Origin of the sequence: Amycolatopsis lurida, from assembly GCF_900105055.1 — a bacterium.
GTDB lineage: Bacteria > Actinomycetota > Actinomycetes > Mycobacteriales > Pseudonocardiaceae > Amycolatopsis > Amycolatopsis lurida.
Genome location: NZ_FNTA01000004.1, coordinates 4,045,473 through 4,061,296, shown reverse-complemented (window position 1 = coordinate 4,061,296; position 15,824 = coordinate 4,045,473). Strand labels below are relative to the sequence as shown.

Annotated in this window: 19 protein-coding genes; 10 read left to right on the top strand and 9 right to left on the bottom strand. The window is 68.6% G+C overall.

The genetic code is table 11. From position 1 onward, the window contains the following. Positions 1-32: 32 nt before the first annotated feature. The 4 genes from BLW75_RS24390 to BLW75_RS24375 all read left to right on the top strand — a co-directional run bounded on the left by BLW75_RS24390 (position 33) and on the right by BLW75_RS24375 (position 3,514). Positions 33-404 carry a hypothetical protein gene (locus BLW75_RS24390; RefSeq protein WP_034322029.1) on the top strand — a complete coding sequence of 124 codons (372 nt, stop codon included), beginning with the start codon at positions 33-35 and terminating at the stop codon, positions 402-404. A 4-nt stretch (positions 405-408) separates the two neighbouring features. Next, positions 409-1,449, top strand: coding sequence for a hypothetical protein (locus BLW75_RS24385; protein WP_034321933.1), 1,041 nt, complete (start codon positions 409-411; stop codon positions 1,447-1,449). A gap of 9 nt (positions 1,450-1,458) precedes the next feature. Beyond that, positions 1,459-1,962, top strand: a complete 504-nt coding sequence (locus BLW75_RS24380; RefSeq protein ID WP_034321937.1) for a YbaB/EbfC family nucleoid-associated protein — start codon at positions 1,459-1,461, stop codon at positions 1,960-1,962. 85 nt (positions 1,963-2,047) lie between these two features. Continuing rightward, positions 2,048-3,514, top strand: a complete 1,467-nt coding sequence (locus tag BLW75_RS24375) for an MFS transporter (protein WP_034321941.1) — start codon at positions 2,048-2,050, stop codon at positions 3,512-3,514. Here the strand turns inward: BLW75_RS24375 and BLW75_RS24370 are convergent. From BLW75_RS24370 to BLW75_RS24350, 5 genes are all read right to left on the bottom strand, one after another. Further along, positions 3,429-3,827, bottom strand: coding sequence for a helix-turn-helix domain-containing protein (locus BLW75_RS24370; protein ID WP_034321943.1), 399 nt, complete (start codon positions 3,825-3,827; stop codon positions 3,429-3,431). The genes BLW75_RS24375 and BLW75_RS24370 overlap by 86 nt on opposite strands. 19 nt (positions 3,828-3,846) lie before the next feature. Continuing rightward, entirely contained in the window at positions 3,847-4,779 is a 933-nt protein-coding gene (locus BLW75_RS24365; protein ID WP_158005429.1) for an alpha/beta hydrolase, read from the bottom strand. 64 nt (positions 4,780-4,843) lie between these two features. Next, the gene (locus BLW75_RS24360) at positions 4,844-5,503 is read right to left on the bottom strand and encodes a response regulator (RefSeq protein ID WP_091598265.1); all 660 of its coding nucleotides are present in this window, start codon (positions 5,501-5,503) and stop codon (positions 4,844-4,846) included. Then, entirely contained in the window at positions 5,494-6,567 is a 1,074-nt protein-coding gene (locus tag BLW75_RS24355; protein WP_091598262.1) for a sensor histidine kinase, read from the bottom strand. Before BLW75_RS24355 ends, BLW75_RS24360 begins: the two co-directional genes overlap by 10 nt. 60 nt (positions 6,568-6,627) lie before the next feature. After that, on the bottom strand, positions 6,628-7,479 hold the full coding sequence (locus tag BLW75_RS24350; protein ID WP_034321944.1) for an ADP-ribosylglycohydrolase family protein: 852 nt from the start codon (positions 7,477-7,479) through the stop codon (positions 6,628-6,630). Positions 7,480-7,532: 53 nt separating this feature from the next. Between BLW75_RS24350 and BLW75_RS24345 the strand changes: the two genes are divergently transcribed. Further along, positions 7,533-8,726, top strand: coding sequence for a DNA glycosylase AlkZ-like family protein (locus tag BLW75_RS24345; RefSeq protein WP_034321945.1), 1,194 nt, complete (start codon positions 7,533-7,535; stop codon positions 8,724-8,726). Here BLW75_RS24345 and BLW75_RS24340 read toward each other — a convergent pair. From BLW75_RS24340 to BLW75_RS24330, 3 genes are all read right to left on the bottom strand, one after another. Then, positions 8,707-9,984 carry a M14 family metallopeptidase gene (locus BLW75_RS24340; protein WP_091598259.1) on the bottom strand — a complete coding sequence of 426 codons (1,278 nt, stop codon included), beginning with the start codon at positions 9,982-9,984 and terminating at the stop codon, positions 8,707-8,709. The genes BLW75_RS24345 and BLW75_RS24340 overlap by 20 nt on opposite strands. A 95-nt stretch (positions 9,985-10,079) precedes the next feature. Then, complete coding sequence (locus BLW75_RS24335) at positions 10,080-10,721, bottom strand: pyridoxine/pyridoxamine 5'-phosphate oxidase (RefSeq protein ID WP_034321946.1); 642 nt, start codon at positions 10,719-10,721, stop codon at positions 10,080-10,082. After that, positions 10,721-11,440, bottom strand: coding sequence for a hypothetical protein (locus BLW75_RS24330; RefSeq protein ID WP_034321947.1), 720 nt, complete (start codon positions 11,438-11,440; stop codon positions 10,721-10,723). Before BLW75_RS24330 ends, BLW75_RS24335 begins: the two co-directional genes overlap by 1 nt. 73 nt (positions 11,441-11,513) lie before the next feature. Between BLW75_RS24330 and BLW75_RS24325 the strand changes: the two genes are divergently transcribed. The 3 genes from BLW75_RS24325 to BLW75_RS44210 all read left to right on the top strand — a co-directional run bounded on the left by BLW75_RS24325 (position 11,514) and on the right by BLW75_RS44210 (position 13,369). Further along, positions 11,514-12,038, top strand: coding sequence for a DUF2020 domain-containing protein (locus BLW75_RS24325; RefSeq protein ID WP_091598256.1), 525 nt, complete (start codon positions 11,514-11,516; stop codon positions 12,036-12,038). A 168-nt stretch (positions 12,039-12,206) separates the two neighbouring features. Continuing rightward, positions 12,207-12,659 (top strand): DUF6918 family protein, encoded by a 453-nt coding sequence (locus BLW75_RS24320; RefSeq protein ID WP_034321948.1) that lies wholly within the window; start codon positions 12,207-12,209, stop codon positions 12,657-12,659. 167 nt (positions 12,660-12,826) lie between these two features. Then, positions 12,827-13,369, top strand: coding sequence for a heavy-metal-associated domain-containing protein (locus BLW75_RS44210; protein ID WP_395766715.1), 543 nt, complete (start codon positions 12,827-12,829; stop codon positions 13,367-13,369). 67 nt (positions 13,370-13,436) lie between these two features. Here BLW75_RS44210 and BLW75_RS24305 read toward each other — a convergent pair whose 3' ends face one another. After that, positions 13,437-14,156 carry a hypothetical protein gene (locus tag BLW75_RS24305; protein WP_091599911.1) on the bottom strand — a complete coding sequence of 240 codons (720 nt, stop codon included), beginning with the start codon at positions 14,154-14,156 and terminating at the stop codon, positions 13,437-13,439. An 89-nt stretch (positions 14,157-14,245) separates the two neighbouring features. Between BLW75_RS24305 and BLW75_RS24300 the strand changes: the two genes are divergently transcribed. Both BLW75_RS24300 and BLW75_RS24295 read left to right on the top strand, forming a co-directional pair. Then, positions 14,246-14,806, top strand: a complete 561-nt coding sequence (locus BLW75_RS24300) for a peptidylprolyl isomerase (protein WP_034321953.1) — start codon at positions 14,246-14,248, stop codon at positions 14,804-14,806. A 43-nt stretch (positions 14,807-14,849) separates the two neighbouring features. Then, the gene (locus BLW75_RS24295) at positions 14,850-15,812 is read left to right on the top strand and encodes a rhomboid family intramembrane serine protease (RefSeq protein ID WP_034321955.1); all 963 of its coding nucleotides are present in this window, start codon (positions 14,850-14,852) and stop codon (positions 15,810-15,812) included. Positions 15,813-15,824 lie beyond the last annotated feature (12 nt).

Genomic DNA, 15,824 nt, shown 5'->3' with positions numbered 1-15,824 from the left:
CATGGGGGTGGAATCCGGACAGCGAGGTGAACATGGTCAGTTTCGAAACCGACCTCGACGATCTCAGGTTGTCGAGCAAGGAACTGCAGAATGCCGCGGACATAGTCAGTACCGCCCATACCGGGGTGCGAGGGCAGGACGTGCCCGCTCCCGACCCGGTCACGGGAGGCCTTCTCCCCGGCTTTTTCGCGCCGGACACCGCGTTCGGGAAATCCCTGGGCATGCGCGGGGTTTCGGCGGCCTATGAGGAACACCGCCAGGCCGTCGAGAAGATGCTCGCGAAACTGCACCGCAGCACGCAGGACGCCTCTCAGGCACTGGCGAGGGTCGCCGAACTTTACGAAGCCGTGGACGAGGACAACAAGCAGCGAATGAACCGCGCGGCATACGGGAACCAGGGGTAGCGGCGTGGACGGGTATTTCAACGCGCTGGACGCGGAAACCACCGCCGAAGGTGACGACAAGAACGCCAAGCTTCTCGAGGGGATCTCCCATGACCTCCAAGCGGGCGCCGAAAAGGCCTTCGCGGCGCTAGACCTCCTTTTCCTGGACTGGACGTTCGGCAGCGACATCGACATGACCGGCGGCCGTAAGGAGCAGGTCCGCGACTTCTTCCTCGAGTTTTCCGAGGCGGAGCTCGTCGGCGAGAACAGCCTGCAGACCATGATCGAGGCCTACGAAGGTCTCTGGAACGCTTTCCAGGACACGAAAGCGCCGCTCGACCGGTCTTTGGTCCTGTTGCTCAAGTGGCGTGGTGAAGGCGCCGAGACCGCCAAGAGCTACATCCAGGGTCTCGTGAACACCTATGCCCGCGTGGGTACCAAACTCACCGTGCTGGAAGCCGACATCGTGGCCGCGCGGGACGCCATCGCGACCGCACGGGCCGACCTGAGCGCCCTCGCCGCTTCCTTCCTGACCGCCGCGGAAAAGTACCGCGACGACCAGGAACGGCAGGACGAATCCGCCCTGCAGAAGGCGCTGGCCGCGACCTTCGCCGCCGCTGTCACCGCTCTGCTCGTGGCGGCCGTGCCGCCGGCCGGTGGTCTCACCGCGGCGGCGTTCTTCACCACCGCGAACGGAGTGCAGGTCGCCGGCGCGGCGGCCGGGGCCGGGCTCGCCACGGCGGCCACCGTGCAGGCCGACATCGTCGGGGACAGCCCCGAAATGATCTACAACAGCTTCCACGACGGCGTCGTCAACATCAGGGAGAGCATGTTCCGCGCGGCGGAGTCGCTGATCTCGAAGATCAACACCGAGATCAACAACCTGCCGATCATTCCCGAGCCGCCGGACGTCAGCCCCGGCGAGACCTTCGATCCCGGCAACTTCGAAACGGAGAACACCGACAAGGGAACGGAAAAGCGGGTCCGGGACAAGAACGTCGACATCTCGAACGACGGCAAGTTCCAGGAACCGCCGAGGGAACTGTCGCCGCTCCCGGTCGACTGACGGAGGATCGTGGCTGACAAACCGGCACCCAAGAAGCCGGCCAACGACCGGCAAGCGATGCTCGAGGCGTTGGCCGCCCTCTCGGTGGACGCGTCCTCGCCGGACGGTGCCGTTTCCGTTTCGGTCAACACCGACGGCGTGATGACGCGGCTCAGGGTGAGCGAAGCCGTGTCGCGGATGTCGCCCGCCGAGATCGCGGACACCGTCATGCGGACCTACCAGGAAGCGCAGCAAGGATCCGCGAAACGCAGTGCGGAACTGATGGCGCCGATCGGCAACGCCGGGTACATCACGGACAGGCTCCGCTGGCGACTCGGGTTCACCCCTTCGTTCCAGGAGGCGGGGGAAACCGTCGCGCCGGTCTCGCGCCGCCCGCCCGCGAGTACCGAGAACGTGGTGCTCAAGGACCGTTCGGAGGAACCGGCCGGGCCCGCCGAGGACGAACTGCCCGAACCGGCGGAATCCGACGATCAGTACTACGAGCAAGGTCTGCGGTACCGGCCTTCTTGGTGATACGGCTTGCCCTCAAGCGCGCTTCAGCGTGCACGCTGGCCCGGCGGCGGAAGATCATCCGCCGCCGGAGGCGGAGGGTGACGGTATGAAACGTGAAGGCATCGTGCTCGCCTTGGCCTGCGCCGGAGCGTTCGTGGTCATCCTCGACGCGACGATTGTTTCCGTCGCCCTGCCCGCGATCCGGTTCGGCCTTGGTTTCCCCGACGGCGCGTTGACCTGGGTGGTGAACGCGTACACGCTCGTTTTCGCCGGTTTCCTGTTGCTGGGCGGACGATTGTGCGACGAGTTCGGGGTCCGGCGGATCTTCGTGCTCGGGATGAGCCTGTTCACCGTCGCGCGGCTCGCCGCCGGGCTGGCCGGTTCACCGGAAACGCTGCTCGTCGCCCGTGCGGTGCAAGGGTTCGGTGGCGCGCTGCTGATGCCGGTGACGTTGTCCTTGCTGACCACGACCTTCACCGAACCCGCCCGTCGCGCGCGGGCGTTGGGCACGTGGAGCGCGGTGGGCGCGGCCGGAGCCGCGGCGGGGCCGGTGATCGGCGGCTTGCTGACCCAGTGGGCGGGCTGGCGCTGGGTGTTCTTCGTCAGCGTCCCGATCGGCGTGGTGGCCGTTTTCGTCGCCGGAGCGGTGTTGCCGCTCCGGGACCGAAGCCGTCTTCACGGCAGGCTGGACGTGCTCGGCGCGGTGTTGTCGGTGGCCGGACTCGTCGGGGTGGTCTATGCGGTGATGCGTTCTTCGGCCGATGGCTGGGGAAGCGGATCCGTGCTGCTCCCGCTGGTCGGCGGGCTCGTCCTGCTCGGTGTGTTCGTGCTGCACCAGCACCGGTGGGCCGACGAACCGCTCGTCGCGCTCGGGATCTTCCGGCTGCGTTCGGTCAGCAGCGGAAACGCGGTGATCTTCCTGCTGGGGCTGGGTTTCCTCGCCAGCCCGATCCTGCTTTCGCTGTACCTGCAGGACGTCCACGGTTACTCGCCGCTGCGAGCCGGACTGGCCTACCTGCCGCTGGGTGTGGCGATGTTCGCCGGCGCGCGGACCGCGAGCGGGTTGTCGGTGCGAATCGGCCCCCGGCGGGCGGCGGCGCTGTACTGCGCGATCGGCGCGGTGGGTTTCGCCGGGCTCGCGGTGCTGGCCGGTGCGCATTCTTCCTACGTCGTCTCCGTGCTGGTGCCGGGAATGGTCTTCGGCTTCGGGACGGCCGCGGCCTTCACGCCGATCACCGTGGCCGCCACCAGCGGCGTGCCGGAACGCCAGAACGGCCTGGCCGCCGGCCTGCTGAACACGGTCCGGCAGACCAGCGGCGCGCTCGGTCTCGCCGCGTTGACCGCGCTCGCGGCGGCCGTGACCGCGAGTTCGCCGTCCGGCCTGCCGAAGGGGGAGGCGCTGGTTCACGGCTACACCGCCGCGTTCCTCGCCTCCGCCGCCTGCCTCGCGGCCGCCGCGGTGGTCGCGGCGGTGGCGATGCCGGGGCTCAGCTCGCCGCGGCGTGGGTGGGCAGGTCGACCCGTTCACGGAACCAAGGACAGCCCTCAAGGTTCCCCTCGCGGCGGCAAGTGAGGAGCTCGACCAGGTAGTCGTGCGCGGTGTCGAGCCGCGCACGCTCCCGTTCGATCTCGGCGAGCCTGCCCGTCACCACCTCCCGCCAGCGGTGCTGTTCGGCGAGCAGCTCGGAGATCCTGGTCAGGCCGAGCCCGCCGATCCGCCGCCAGTGCTTGATCAGCGCGATGCGATACAGCTGGTCGTCGTCGTAGTACCGCTGCCCTGAGTGGCGGAAGGCCGTGATGAGCCCGCGGCGTTCCCAGTAATGGAGGGTCGAGATCGCCAGCCCGAAATGGTCGGCGGCTTCGCGAACCGGCGTCAAGGAATCCATACGACCAGTGTAGGTTAGGTCACCCTAACTTTCGAGCCAGCCAGGTGAAGGTCCAGCGGTAGAAGGCCGGCGCCGCGAGGCTGGTGTTGATCGAGTGACCGCTGCCCCGCACGATCTCGTCGGCCCCGCAGTCACCGTTTCCGCAGACCAGCGTGTCGTGCTCGCCGAGGACGTACGCCGTCGGGACCTTCGGTGCCGATCGGTTCGCCGCGCCGGGGCCCACCGAACGGAGTTCCGCCGACGCCAGCGTGTCCTTGAGGGCTTCTTCGACGGGAATGATCGCCGGGTCGTAGGTGCCGGGGTGGTGGAAGGTCTGCGCGCGGGTGCCGGGACGTGTCGTGAAATAGCCGCGGGCCCAAGGCTTTCCGGCGAACTTCGGGTCCAGTTCGGCCGGATGGAACGGCGACGCGGCCTCGGTCCGCGCGCCGGGCCGGTCGCGGGGGATACCGCTGACGATCACGGCGTCGACGCCGCCCCGTCCGGCGGCCCGTTCCGCGACGAGCCCTCCCATCGAGTGTCCATTGAGGACGATAGTGCGGAACCGCGGGCGAAGCTGCCGGACGACCTGGTGGACGGCTTCGCCGCCGGCGTCGAAGTCGAGCGTATCCGGATTCGGACGGCTGCTACGGCCGTAGCCGAGCCGGTCGAGGTTGAGCGTCGCGTAGCCCGCGCGGGTCGCACTGTCCACATAGGAGTATCGACGCGGCTGGTACGGCCAGTCCCAGTAGGCGCGGTCATAGGTCCCGCCGTGCAACAGGACCTGGACCGGCGTACGCGGGGTGAGTTTCCCCCGGACGCAGAGCTCGCCCGCGATCGTCTGGCGTTCTCCGTTCACCTGGACCGTGAAGCGTTGTTCGGCACAGCGGGCCGGGCGTTCCGAGGCGATCGCGGTCGTTCCGGACAGGGAGAGGAACGCGGTGGTGAGCAGAGCGGCTTTCGCGAGGAATTTCATGGCGAAAGCGTCGCTCGCGGCCCGGGGTCGCGTCGTCGTGCCGGTGTGGGGATCGGCGGCTACGTCAGGCGCGCACCATCCCGCTCTGATAGGCGAAGACCACGAGCTGGGCCCGGTCGCGGGCATGGACCTTGGTCATCGCCCGGCTGACATGGGTCCGCACGGTCGCCGCGCTGATCACGAACTCCCGCGCGATCTCTTCGTTCGACATTCCCCGCGCCACGCGAAGAACGACTTCATGCTCGCGTTCGGTGAACGCCGAGCCGTCGGCACGGGGCAGCGAAGGTGCCGGTCGCGCGGTGAATTCCGCGATCAGGCGTCTGGTCACGCTCGGGGAGAGGAGCGCGTCTCCCGCCGCCACGACACGGACCGCCTGGATCAGGTCGGCGGGCCTGGTGTGCTTGAGCAGGAAGCCGCTCGCTCCGGCGCGCAGCGCGTCGAAGACGTATTCGTCGAGGTCGAACGTCGTCAGCATGAGGACGCGGACACCGGAAAGCCGTTCGTCCGCCATGATCCGCCGGGTGGCTTCCAGCCCGTCCGTCCCCGGCATCCGGATATCCATCAGCACCACGTCGGGCACGGTTTCCGCGACGACGGCCACCGCCGTCTCGCCGTCGTCCGCTTCCCCCACCACGGTGATTCCGGCTTCCACCCGGAGCAGCGCCGCGAACCCGGACCGGACCAGCAGCTGGTCGTCGGCGAGCACCACCCTGATCACGGCCATCGCGCGCTCACCCGGAACCTCCCGTCCTCGCGGCCCGCGGTCAGTGCGCCCCCGGTCGCCCTGGCCCGTTCACCCATTCCGCTGATCCCGGCACCGGGAAGGTCCGGACCAGGCGTGCGGACCTCGTTCACCTCGTTGATCACGTCAAGCCACAGACCGCTCTCGTCGGCTCGCACCGTCACCTCGGCGGAAGACGCTCCGTGTTTCACCACGTTCGTGAGGGATTCCTGGACGATCCGGTACACCGCGCCGCCGACCGGCCGTCCGATCCCAGGAGCGTCCAGGTCCAGCGTGACGGCCAGGCCCGCCTGATTCGCCGAAGCGACCAGCGCGGGAAGGTCCGCCATTCCCGGTGACGGCCGGAGCGGGGCGGAGTCGTCACGCAGCAGCCGCACCATCGCGTTCAGCTCGTCCAGGATCGTTCCGCTGACCGTGCGGACGACTCCGAGCGCTTCCTTCGCCACTTCCGGGTGATCGTCGATCACGTGCTCGGCCAATCCCGACTGGACGTTGATGACCGCCATCGCGTGGCCGACGCTGTCGTGCAGATCCTGGGCGATACGCAGCCGCTCGCCGAGGACGCGATCGCGTTCCGCCTGTTCGGCGGCCGCTACCCGCTCCCGCCGGGCTCGAAGCGCGTCGGCCGCGAAGACCGCGAAGCCGGCCCAGCCGACGAAGACCAGATCGAGGACGCCCGCCCCACCGGTGGCCAGGTTCGCGCCGACGACGATCACCGCCATACCGCCCGCGACGGCGTACGCGAGCCGCCGCGGCCGCAGGGTTCCGAGCGCGAACAGCGGCACGAGACCGGCGAACAACACCGGACCGTCGGGATAGCCGAACCCCAGGTAGAGCAGGAGCGCAAACGCTTCCGCCCCGGCCGCGGCCGCCGGGAGCCGCCACGCGGCGGTGAGCGCGAGACAAGCGACCGCGACGACCGCGAAGCCGACCGCGTCGACCGGGTGTTCCCCCTGCCCGGGTTCGAGATTCGCCGTGCCGACGACGAGCAGCGCGCTCACCGCGAGCCAAGCGGCGACGGCTCCGCCCCTGATCAGCCACTTCACCCGCCCAGTCTGCCGAAAGCGGAAGGCGCGCGCGTCCGCGTTCCGTGGAGGCCGCCTACGTCAGATGTGCAGCAGCCGCTCGTCGAGACCGGCCAGATAGTCGCGGCCGAATTCGCCGTTCTCCAGGTCGCGCCACAGCGCCGGCGGCAGATCCTGCGCCACCTCGGGCGAGCGTGACGCGGCGGCCAGCGCGATCGTCGCGACGGTGTCGACGTCGCCGGTGAGCGCGACGGCGGAGTGGAGCATCCCGCTCAGGCTCCGGCCGGTCGCGAGCGTGGTCAGCGCGGCGCGCACGCTCATCCACCCCTGCGGCCCGACCTTGCCGGACCACGGCAGCGCCCAGCCACCGTGCCCGACGTCCTCCGGAAGGATGCCGTCGATCCACCGCGCGACCTCGGAAAGCGGGCCCACCCGATGATGGCAGTAGTGCACGGCCAACGCGGCGGCCTGTGCCGCGGCGATCCCGGCCGGGGTGTCGTGGGTGATCCTGGCTTGCAGTTTCGCGTGGTAGAGGACGTCGTCGACGGTCGGCAGGAGCCCGATCGGCCCGGCGCGCATGGCCGCACCGCTCTTGTCGCTCTGCGGCTGAAGCCGCCGTAGCAGCTCTTCGCCGTCCCGGACCTCGCTGAGCAGCTGATGGAAACGCGGCGCGTAGCCGTCGTGCGGATCGCGGTGATACGCGCGCACGAACTGCTCGGCGAGCAGCAGCGGCGTCCATCGCCGTCCCGACACGAGCACCTCGGCGATGGCGATCGTCATCTGCGTGTCGTCGGTGTAGCGGCCGGCCGGGGCGCCGGGCTGCCCGTGATGCGGCACGTACCCGGTCAGCTTGTTGTGTTCGGCGACGAAGCTCGGGTACGCGTGCTCGAAGGAGCCTCCGTACGCGTCGCCTATGGCCAGTTCGACCAGCATCCGGTCATCGTGCCAGGCTGCGGGGTGCCGCCCGATACCCATACCGTGGAGTCATGGCGACCGACAAGCTGCGCGCGTGGTGGGCACATCGTCAGGGGCTCGACGGAACGCTGCACGGATCCTCGGCGGCCGCCGTGCTGGAGCGGACGGGCTGGATGCGCTCGGTCGGCGGATCGGCGCCCTATCTCGGGTTGTTCGCCAGAGCCCGCCTCGATCGCGAGACGGTCGACGCGGATGTCGCGCGGCTCGCCATCCACGAACTGCCTTCGGCGCGTGGCTGCACCTACGTCCTGCCGTCGGCGGATTTCGAGCTCGGCCTGACCGTCGGGGCCGCGGCGCCCGCCGGTGAACTCGCGGCCGCGGAGAAGTACCTCGGCGTCACGCAGGCCGAGATCGAGCAGTTGTGCGTCACCGTCGCCGATCTGCTCGACGGCTCCGGCGAGCCGCTCAGCCCGGCCGCGATCAAGGACGCCGCCGGATCGGCGGTGCGCAACCTCGGGGAAGCGGGCCGCAAACGCGGCACCACCACGACGTTGCCGCTCGCGCTCGGCCTGCTCCAGGCCCGCGGCGACATCCGCCGGGTCCCGGTCGACGGACGGCTGGACCGGCAGCGCTACGGCTACGTCCGCTGGACGCCGTCCCCGCGCGGCGGACTGTCCGATATGGACACCGCGCGGACGGAACTCGCCCGGCGGTACTTCTCGTGGGCGGCCCCGGCGTCGCTGAAGCATTTCCGATGGTTCTCCGGTTTCACCGCCGCCAGTGCGAAGAAGATCGCGGAACAGCTGGAACTCGTGCCACTCGACGGCACCGATCTCTTGCTGCCCAAGGAGATCGCCGACGAGTTCGCCGCGTTCACCGTGCCGTCCGAGCCGTCGTACGCACTGCTCGCCGGAATCGACGGCATCCACCTTCTGCACCGAGAGCTGCCGCGACTGCTCGCCGACGCCGACGTCGAACGGCCGGTACCGGGAGGCCGCGCGGGGGAGACGCTGGGCGGGCAGGCGGACCCGCCGAGTCACGTCATCGTCGACCGGGGCCGCATCGCCGGCCTGTGGGAGTTCGACACCGAGGCGGGCAAGATCGTCCACCGGTTCTTCGGCGATGAAGACGCCGCGCTGCGCGAGACGATCGCGCGGACCGAGGAGTTCGTCCGTGACCAACTGGGCGACGCCCGGAGCTTCAGCTTGGATTCGCCGAAGAGCCGGGCGTCGCGAGTGGCCGATCTCAGGCTTTCGCCTCGTTGATCAGGATGTCGACCGCCTTGTCGTTACGGGCGGTCTGCTCCGGGATCACCGAAGCGGGCGGGTAGAAGCCGTCGATCCCGCCGTCCTTCGGGTACATCTCGAAGGTGTAGCTGAGGATCTTGTGCTTGCCCCACGCCCAGTCGTTGACGTCGCCGTCGGTGACGTACAGATCGCTGGACTGCTCCGGCGTGTAGCCGTTGGTGGCGGCCATCTGCTTGCCGACGTCGGCGAAGCGCTTCGCTTCCTCCTCGCTCAGGCCCGTGTCGGTGTCGGCCTTCGTGTAGCCGTACGGCCAGAGCACCAGCTCGGAGAAGGTGTGGAAGTCGATGTGCGTCTTGATCTGCTGCGCGCCGCCGACCACGCGGGAGTCCACGAAGTCCGCGACCGCCTTGGTCTCGGGCTCGGAGAAGGCCGACGGACCGTGGTAGTCCTCGGCGGACGGGCTGTTGCTCGACCCGCCGCAGCAGTTCCACTTGTAGTCCCAGTTGCGGTTCGGGTCGGTGCCGATCGCGCTGCTGCCCGGCACGGGCTTCCGTGTCTTGCGCCAGCCCTGGTACTCGCCGCCGGTGATGTCGTACTCGGAGCCGTCCGGGTTGACGTTCGGGATCACGTAGATCTCGTGCTCGTCGACCATTTTCTTGATGGCCGCGTCGGTCGCGTAGCCGCTGGTGAAGCGCTGCACGATCCGCAGGCACATCTCGGTGGTGAGGTGTTCGCGCGCGTGCTGGTTGCAGGTGAACAGGACCTCGGGCTCGTTCTCGTCCGTGCCCGCGTTGTCGCTGATCTTCAGCAGGTTCAGCTCACGGCCCTCGTGGGACTTGCCGACGCTGGACAGCGTCGCGATGTCGCCGTGGTCCTTCGCGGCTTTCTGCAGCTCAGCGGTCGTTTCGGCATAGGTGTGGTACGCCTCGTCGCCCGGCGGGAAGTCACCCGCGACCGCCGCGGTGCCCGCCCGAGCGCTCCGCTGTTTCAGCATGCTGTCGAAGTCTCCGAGCGGTTTCAGGCCGAAGCCGCCGGCGCGCAGGGCGGCGGCCTGCCCAGGCGTGGCGACGACGGTCAGCGCGCCGCCGCGCGAGCCCGCGACGTCGACGCCGGTACGAGCGACCGCGGTGCGTTCGTCCGGCGTGGACGCGCCCTCCACCGAGTACAGCCCTCTCGCCGGGTCGCCGGTCTGGGCGCTCGCGACGGGCGTCGTGACGGCCAGCAGGACGAGCCCTGTGGCGGCCAAGGCGCCCCCGATGCGACGGCGTGTGGACATTTCGCCTCCGAACGATCTGGGGACAAGGTGGGCGTTCACCGTCGCCGAAGTGAATCATCCACGACAACCCGACGATCGTCGTTCCCAGTTACCGTTTACGGCCAGAGGCGTTCTTTGTGCCAGCTTCCGTGCTCGCGCCGGTAGCGGAGCCGCTTGTGCCGCCGGTCGTGGCTCGCCTGCCAGAACTCCACTTCGGACGGTGTCACCAGGTAGCGGGTCCAGGTTTCCGGTGCCACGCCGGGATTCTTCTCGACCCACCGCTCCGCTTCCGCGGCCGCGCGGCCGAGATCGGCCGGATCTTCGAGCACCTGGGACTGCCTGCCGATGAACGCCTCCACCCGGGACGCCGGCGGCCGGGCGGTGAAATCGGCGGCGGACACTTCGGGATCGGCTGCCGAGACCGGACCGCGCAGGCGCACCTGACGGCCTCGCCCCGGCCAGAAGAAGGTCAGCGCGGCGAACGGATTCTTCGCCAGCTGAACACCTTTCGGGCTTTCGGAACTCGTCGCGACCGCCCAGGTGTCCCCGGCGACGTCCTTGAGGATCACGACCCGCGCGTCCGGCACCCCGTCTTCGTCCACTGTGGACAGAGTGACGGCATGCGGCGCCAGGACGTGTTCGCCCGCTTCATCGAGCCATTCCAGGAAAAGCTCGCGCGGGGTCGCCGGTGCGGCCTCGATGTCGAACTCCGGGAGTTCTTCGGGGAACGACGGCCAGCCGCGCAACGTGCGGTTCATCAGTACCCCGGCGGGCGCTGCGGCGGATAACCGGGCGCGGGCGGCGGATAGTGCGGCGGATGCTGCCCCGGCGGCGGACCCTGCGCGGGCGGCGGCCCGACCGGGTACTGCGGCGGCGGTGGCTGCTGCGGCTGCCAGCCGGGAGGCGGCTGCTGACCGGGCGGCGGCATCGGCGGCCCAGGCGGCATGGGTGGCTGCTGGCCCTGCGACTGCGCCCACTGCACCTGCTGATAGACCTCGGCGGGCTGCGGGAAACAGAACGTCAGCTTCGCGTTGACCGAACCCTGTACCGCCGCGCCCCACAGCTTCCCGCCGACGAACGCGTACATCTGCGCCGCCGAAACGTCGACGGCCACCATGCGCGTCTCGCCGCCGAACTGGTTGCCGGATTTCGCCGACGCGGCCTGTGCGGCGTCCGGGTACACGCGGTCGCCGATCAGCCCGGCGATGACCACCGAAGCGGCCGTCCAGCCGACCGTGCCCATCACGTTCGCGCGCGCGTGCTGCGTCGCCAGCCCGGTGAAGTCGTACAACGCGGGCGCGGTCACCTCCGGGATCGCCGCGGCGACCACGCAGTAGTTCATCGTCGACATCATCACGGACTCGGTGAACAGCCCCACGACGGCCGCGCTCGGGCCGATCTGGACGGTGTTCAGCCTGCCCCCGCTGCGCTGGATACGCTCTGCCACCGCACCCAGGTACTGCTCCTTGCTGAGCACTGACCCTCCCGAAGACTCCTCGCGCAGCGCCATCGTCGCACGAAAACGGCGATCTGCTTCACTGGACGCCACTATGCGACGTCTTCTGATCTTGCCGCTCGTCGTGCCGCTGCTGGCGGCCTGCGGGCCGACGGAACAGCCGCCGCCCGCGGCGAGTTCGCCCGCGCCGTCGAGTACCGCGGCGCCCAGCATCCCGCCCGCCCCGGAACCCACCGGCAAAGGCCCGTGCCCGTATCTCGGCACCGACTTCGTCTCGGACGCCAACGGGCAGAAGGTCTCCAAGGTCAAGACCTCGGCCGATCAGCCGCATCCGACGTGTTTCTTCTATGCGCTGAGCGGGAAACTGCAGCTCACCGTGCGCGTGTACGTCGGCGAACCCGCCGTGGCCAAGGCGCTGGTGGACCAGGCCGCGCCCATCGACACCTCGAACCCGGCCGACGAACCGGCGGGCTGGAAGGGCGGCTACCAGCCTTCCGGCGACGGCGCCGTTTACGCCGTCGCGAAAGGTGGGAACGCGGTAGTCGTGACCACCAACCAGAAGCAGAGCATCAAAGCACGTACGGTGGCGAAGGAGGCTATCGGTGAGCTGAAGCTCTAGGTAGTGGTATCCACACGTCAGAGTGAAGTTGATCTTGTACTACCCTGTGCCGCACGCGCGAGGTTTCGCGGGACCAGCGCGGGCGCCAGATCCGGCGGAGGCCGCCTTGCGGTGTGGCTCGGCGGCACAAAAGATCATTTCTCCCCATAAGACAAAAGGACAGGTTTCGTGGCTGACACCCTCAAGGAAATCTTGCTCGACTCCAGCCGTCGCCCGGCGGTCGTGAGCGACTTCGAAGGTCTCGTCGACGCCGAGGTCTCGGACAAGGGCGGCGTTTCGGGTGCCGTCGTGAAGACCGGCTTCGCCGCCGTCAAGAAGATCAAGCCGGGCATCATCCCCGCCGCCGTCGACACCCTGCTCGACGACTTCACCGGTGCGCTCGAGCCGTTCTACGGCGACTACAAGGCCAAGGGCGGCAACGACTTCGGTGCCTACCTGGTCAGCCGCAGCGACGAGGCCTCGGACGCGCTCCTGTCGGTCACCGACTCGCGCGCCGAGAAGAGCAGCCGCGACAGCATCAAGAAGGTCTACTCGAAGCTGCGCCCGAACGGCAAGAAGAACGTCGAGGAGGCCCTTCCCCGCCTCGGCCAGCTGATCGACAAGCACGCCGCGAACGCGTGACCCGTTCAGCCACGCGCTGAGCCGAACACCCGAAGGGGCGCCGCCCGCTCTCGACATCAAGTCGGGAGCGGCGGCGCCTCTTCGTAGTTCTGACACCTTGTCAGAACTAGTGCTCCGTAGATATCTTACGCCGTGTAAGAGTTAACTCAGGCGGCTTGGGGAGCACGATGAGGCCCTTTCACGGCACCGATCCGAAGAAGTTCATCGCGGACTTCCACGAGTCCTTCCACGACGAACTGATGAACAGCGACGAAGACGCGGGCGTGATCGTCGACCGCTATCACACGCCGGACATCGTGCAGATCGCCGACGGGCACCGGATGAACCGGGACAAGCTCATCGCGCACACCCGCCCGGTCGGCAAGAACCGGCCCACCGGTCGGATGGAAGTACACGAGGCGATGGCGAACGGCGATGGAGGTCTACTTCTTCGGGGAGTTCGCCGCCGACGGCCGGATGCGCCGGGGACATACGCTGACCCGCACCGTGCCGGCGACATGAGCGCGAGCACCTACGTCGTGCGCGGAATGGCCTGCGGGCACTGCGCGGCTTTCGTCACCGAGGAACTCGAGACCATCGCGGGCGTCACCGGCGTGGCCGTGGACGTCGAGTCCGGGACGGTGACCGTCACCAGCGACGAAGTCCTCGACGTCGCGGTCGTCCGCGTCGCGGTCGAAGAAGCGGGCTACGAGTTCGTCCCCAAAACGTGAAAGGGCCGCCCAGGACCGATGAGTGGTCCTGGGCGACCCTTCGCGACAAGCAGAAAAGAGTGAGGCGTCAGTTCTTCTTGTCGGCGGAGCTGGCGTTCGAAGCCTGGTGCCCGTTCTTCGGAGCCGCGGGCTTCGCCGCACCTGAACCTCCGGCCGGACCGGAAGCAGCGGGCTTCGCGGGAGCGGCCGGCTTCGCCGGTGCGGGTGTCGGCGCGGCCGCGGCCGGAGCAGCGGGCTTGGCCGGCGGAGCGGGCGGAGCCTTCGGCGGCGCGGGCGCGACCGGCGGCTCCTGCTTGGAACGCAGCGCGTACGCGGCACCGGCGCCGACGACCGCGATACCGATCACCCACGGCCAGCGACGACGCTTGCGCGTCCCCTTGGCCGCCGCCTTCGCCTCGACGAGCGCGGCCTTGAAGTCCTTCTTCGCGGCCTTGAAGTCCCTCTTGCCCCGGCGCTTGGACTCACCGGCGGACTTCGCGGCCTGGATGGCGGCCTTGCGGGCCTTGCGGCCCGGCTTCCGCATCTCGGAAATCCTGGCCATCGCCTCCTTGCGAGCCGCCTTGGAGCTGCGCTTGAGCTCCTTGCGGGTCAGTTCCGTCTTCTTCGCGAGCTTCTTGCGCGCGCGACGGCTGGTCTTAGCGATCTCACCGGCGCTCTCGGAGAGCTTCTGCTCGGCTACCTCGACGGCGTGGGCGGTGGCTTCCTTACCCGCCTCGACGGCACGTTTGCGCAGGCCGAGCGCGCCGGCCTTCGCCGACTCGCTCACCGAATCTGCGGCCCGGGTCATGGCCTTCACCTCATCAATCGTTTTGATTCTGCTTCGTTGCTTGTAACCTATCGTGCCCCTTTTCCCCAGATCTTGCCGTAGATGGCACGATGAAGCTCGTGACTGAAAGCAAGGGATCCCTCATTGGTGGCGCGCTGAAGGCCACTCTGCACACCAACCAGGGTGACATCAACCTGAACCTGTTCCCCGACCACGCGCCGAAGACGGTCGCGAACTTCGTCGGGCTCGCCGAGGGCAGCAAGGAGTACACCCAGCCCAACGCGCAGGGCACGAACTCGGGCCCGTTCTACGACGGGTCGATCTTCCACCGCGTCATCGACGGCTTCATGCTCCAGGGCGGCGACCCGACCGGTACCGGCCGCGGCGGCCCCGGCTACAAGTTCGGCGACGAGTTCCACCCGGAGCTCCAGTTCTCCAAGCCGTACCTGCTGGCCATGGCCAACGCCGGACCCGGCACCAACGGCTCGCAGTTCTTCATCACCGTCGCGCCGACGACGCACCTGAACTTCAAGCACACCATCTTCGGTGAGGTCGCGGACCAGGCTTCCCGCGACGTCGTCGACGCCATCGGCCGCACGGCGACCGGTCCGGCCGACCGTCCGCTGCAGGACATCGTCATCGAGAAGGTCAGCATCAGCCGCGAGGGCTGACCGTAGAGCCGGTTACGGGGGATTTCGGTAGGTTGGTGGCATCGTGAGCCAACCACCGAATCCCCAGTACCAGCAGGCCGCCATGCCCGGTTGCTGGTGGCACCCGAACCGGCCGACCGGGCTGAGCTGTTCACGCTGCGAGCGTCCGGCCTGCCCGGATTGCCTGCGCGAAGCCGCCGTCGGCTTCCATTGCACCGACTGCGTCCAGGCAGGGCGTCAACAGGACCGCGCCCAGCAGAAGCAGTACCGCGACGCGGGTTACGGCGCGCGCACCCTCGCGGGCGCCCAGCCCGTTCGAACGGCTGTCGTGACGCCTGTTCTCCTGGCGCTCAACGTCATCATCTTCTTCATCACGGTCGCCCAGTCCGGCAGCATCGTGAACAACAACTTCTCCGAGCTCTTCCAGCTCGGCCACCTGTGGAATCCGGCCACGCTGGCCGGCGACGAATGGTGGCGGATCGTCACCTCGGGCTTCCTGCAGTACGGCCTGCTGCACATCGCGAGCAACGCGTTCTCGCTGTGGTTCGTCGGCCGCCCGCTGGAGACCGCGCTCGGCCGCGTCCCGTTCACGGTGCTCTATTTCGTTTCGATGCTCGGTGGCTCGGCCGCGAACCTGGTCTTCAACGGTCTCGACGCCCGCCCGGTCGTCGGCGCGTCCGGTGCCATCTTCGGGCTCATCGGCGCGTACACGGTCATCATCATCAAGCTGAGACTCAATCCGACCTGGTTGCTGATCATCCTCGGCCTGAACGTCTTCATCACCTTCCAGGTACCCGGCATCTCGATCCTCGGCCACGCCGGTGGCTTCGTCGCCGGTCTGGTGGCCACCTTCGCGCTGCTGTACGCCCCGGAAAAGAACCGGCTGAAGTGGCAGCTCGGCGGGATCGTGATCGTCGTGGTGGCGATGATCGGGCTCATCGTCTGGAAGGACTCGCAGACGATTTCCGCGTCCTGTGAGCTCACCACCAGCCGGGGCGCGCCCACGTACGTCTGCTACCCGGAGTAGTCCCGGTCCCCC

Bases quoted from the DNA above. Each gene is read 5' to 3' on its own strand.
- BLW75_RS24390 (WP_034322029.1), top strand. From the start codon at position 33: ATGGTCAGTTTCGAAACCGACCTCGACGATCTCAGGTTGTCGAGCAAG.
- BLW75_RS24375 (WP_034321941.1), top strand. From the start codon at position 2,048: ATGAAACGTGAAGGCATCGTGCTCGCCTTGGCCTGCGCCGGAGCGTTC.
- BLW75_RS24370 (WP_034321943.1), bottom strand. From the start codon at position 3,827: ATGGATTCCTTGACGCCGGTTCGCGAAGCCGCCGACCATTTCGGGCTG.
- BLW75_RS24365 (WP_158005429.1), bottom strand. From the start codon at position 4,779: ATGAAATTCCTCGCGAAAGCCGCTCTGCTCACCACCGCGTTCCTCTCC.
- BLW75_RS24360 (WP_091598265.1), bottom strand. From the start codon at position 5,503: ATGGCCGTGATCAGGGTGGTGCTCGCCGACGACCAGCTGCTGGTCCGG.
- BLW75_RS24350 (WP_034321944.1), bottom strand. From the start codon at position 7,479: ATGCTGGTCGAACTGGCCATAGGCGACGCGTACGGAGGCTCCTTCGAG.
- BLW75_RS24345 (WP_034321945.1), top strand. From the start codon at position 7,533: ATGGCGACCGACAAGCTGCGCGCGTGGTGGGCACATCGTCAGGGGCTC.
- BLW75_RS24340 (WP_091598259.1), bottom strand. From the start codon at position 9,984: ATGTCCACACGCCGTCGCATCGGGGGCGCCTTGGCCGCCACAGGGCTC.
- BLW75_RS24335 (WP_034321946.1), bottom strand. From the start codon at position 10,721: ATGAACCGCACGTTGCGCGGCTGGCCGTCGTTCCCCGAAGAACTCCCG.
- BLW75_RS24325 (WP_091598256.1), top strand. From the start codon at position 11,514: ATGCGACGTCTTCTGATCTTGCCGCTCGTCGTGCCGCTGCTGGCGGCC.
- BLW75_RS44210 (WP_395766715.1), top strand. From the start codon at position 12,827: ATGAGGCCCTTTCACGGCACCGATCCGAAGAAGTTCATCGCGGACTTC.
- BLW75_RS24305 (WP_091599911.1), bottom strand. From the start codon at position 14,156: ATGACCCGGGCCGCAGATTCGGTGAGCGAGTCGGCGAAGGCCGGCGCG.
- BLW75_RS24300 (WP_034321953.1), top strand. From the start codon at position 14,246: ATGAAGCTCGTGACTGAAAGCAAGGGATCCCTCATTGGTGGCGCGCTG.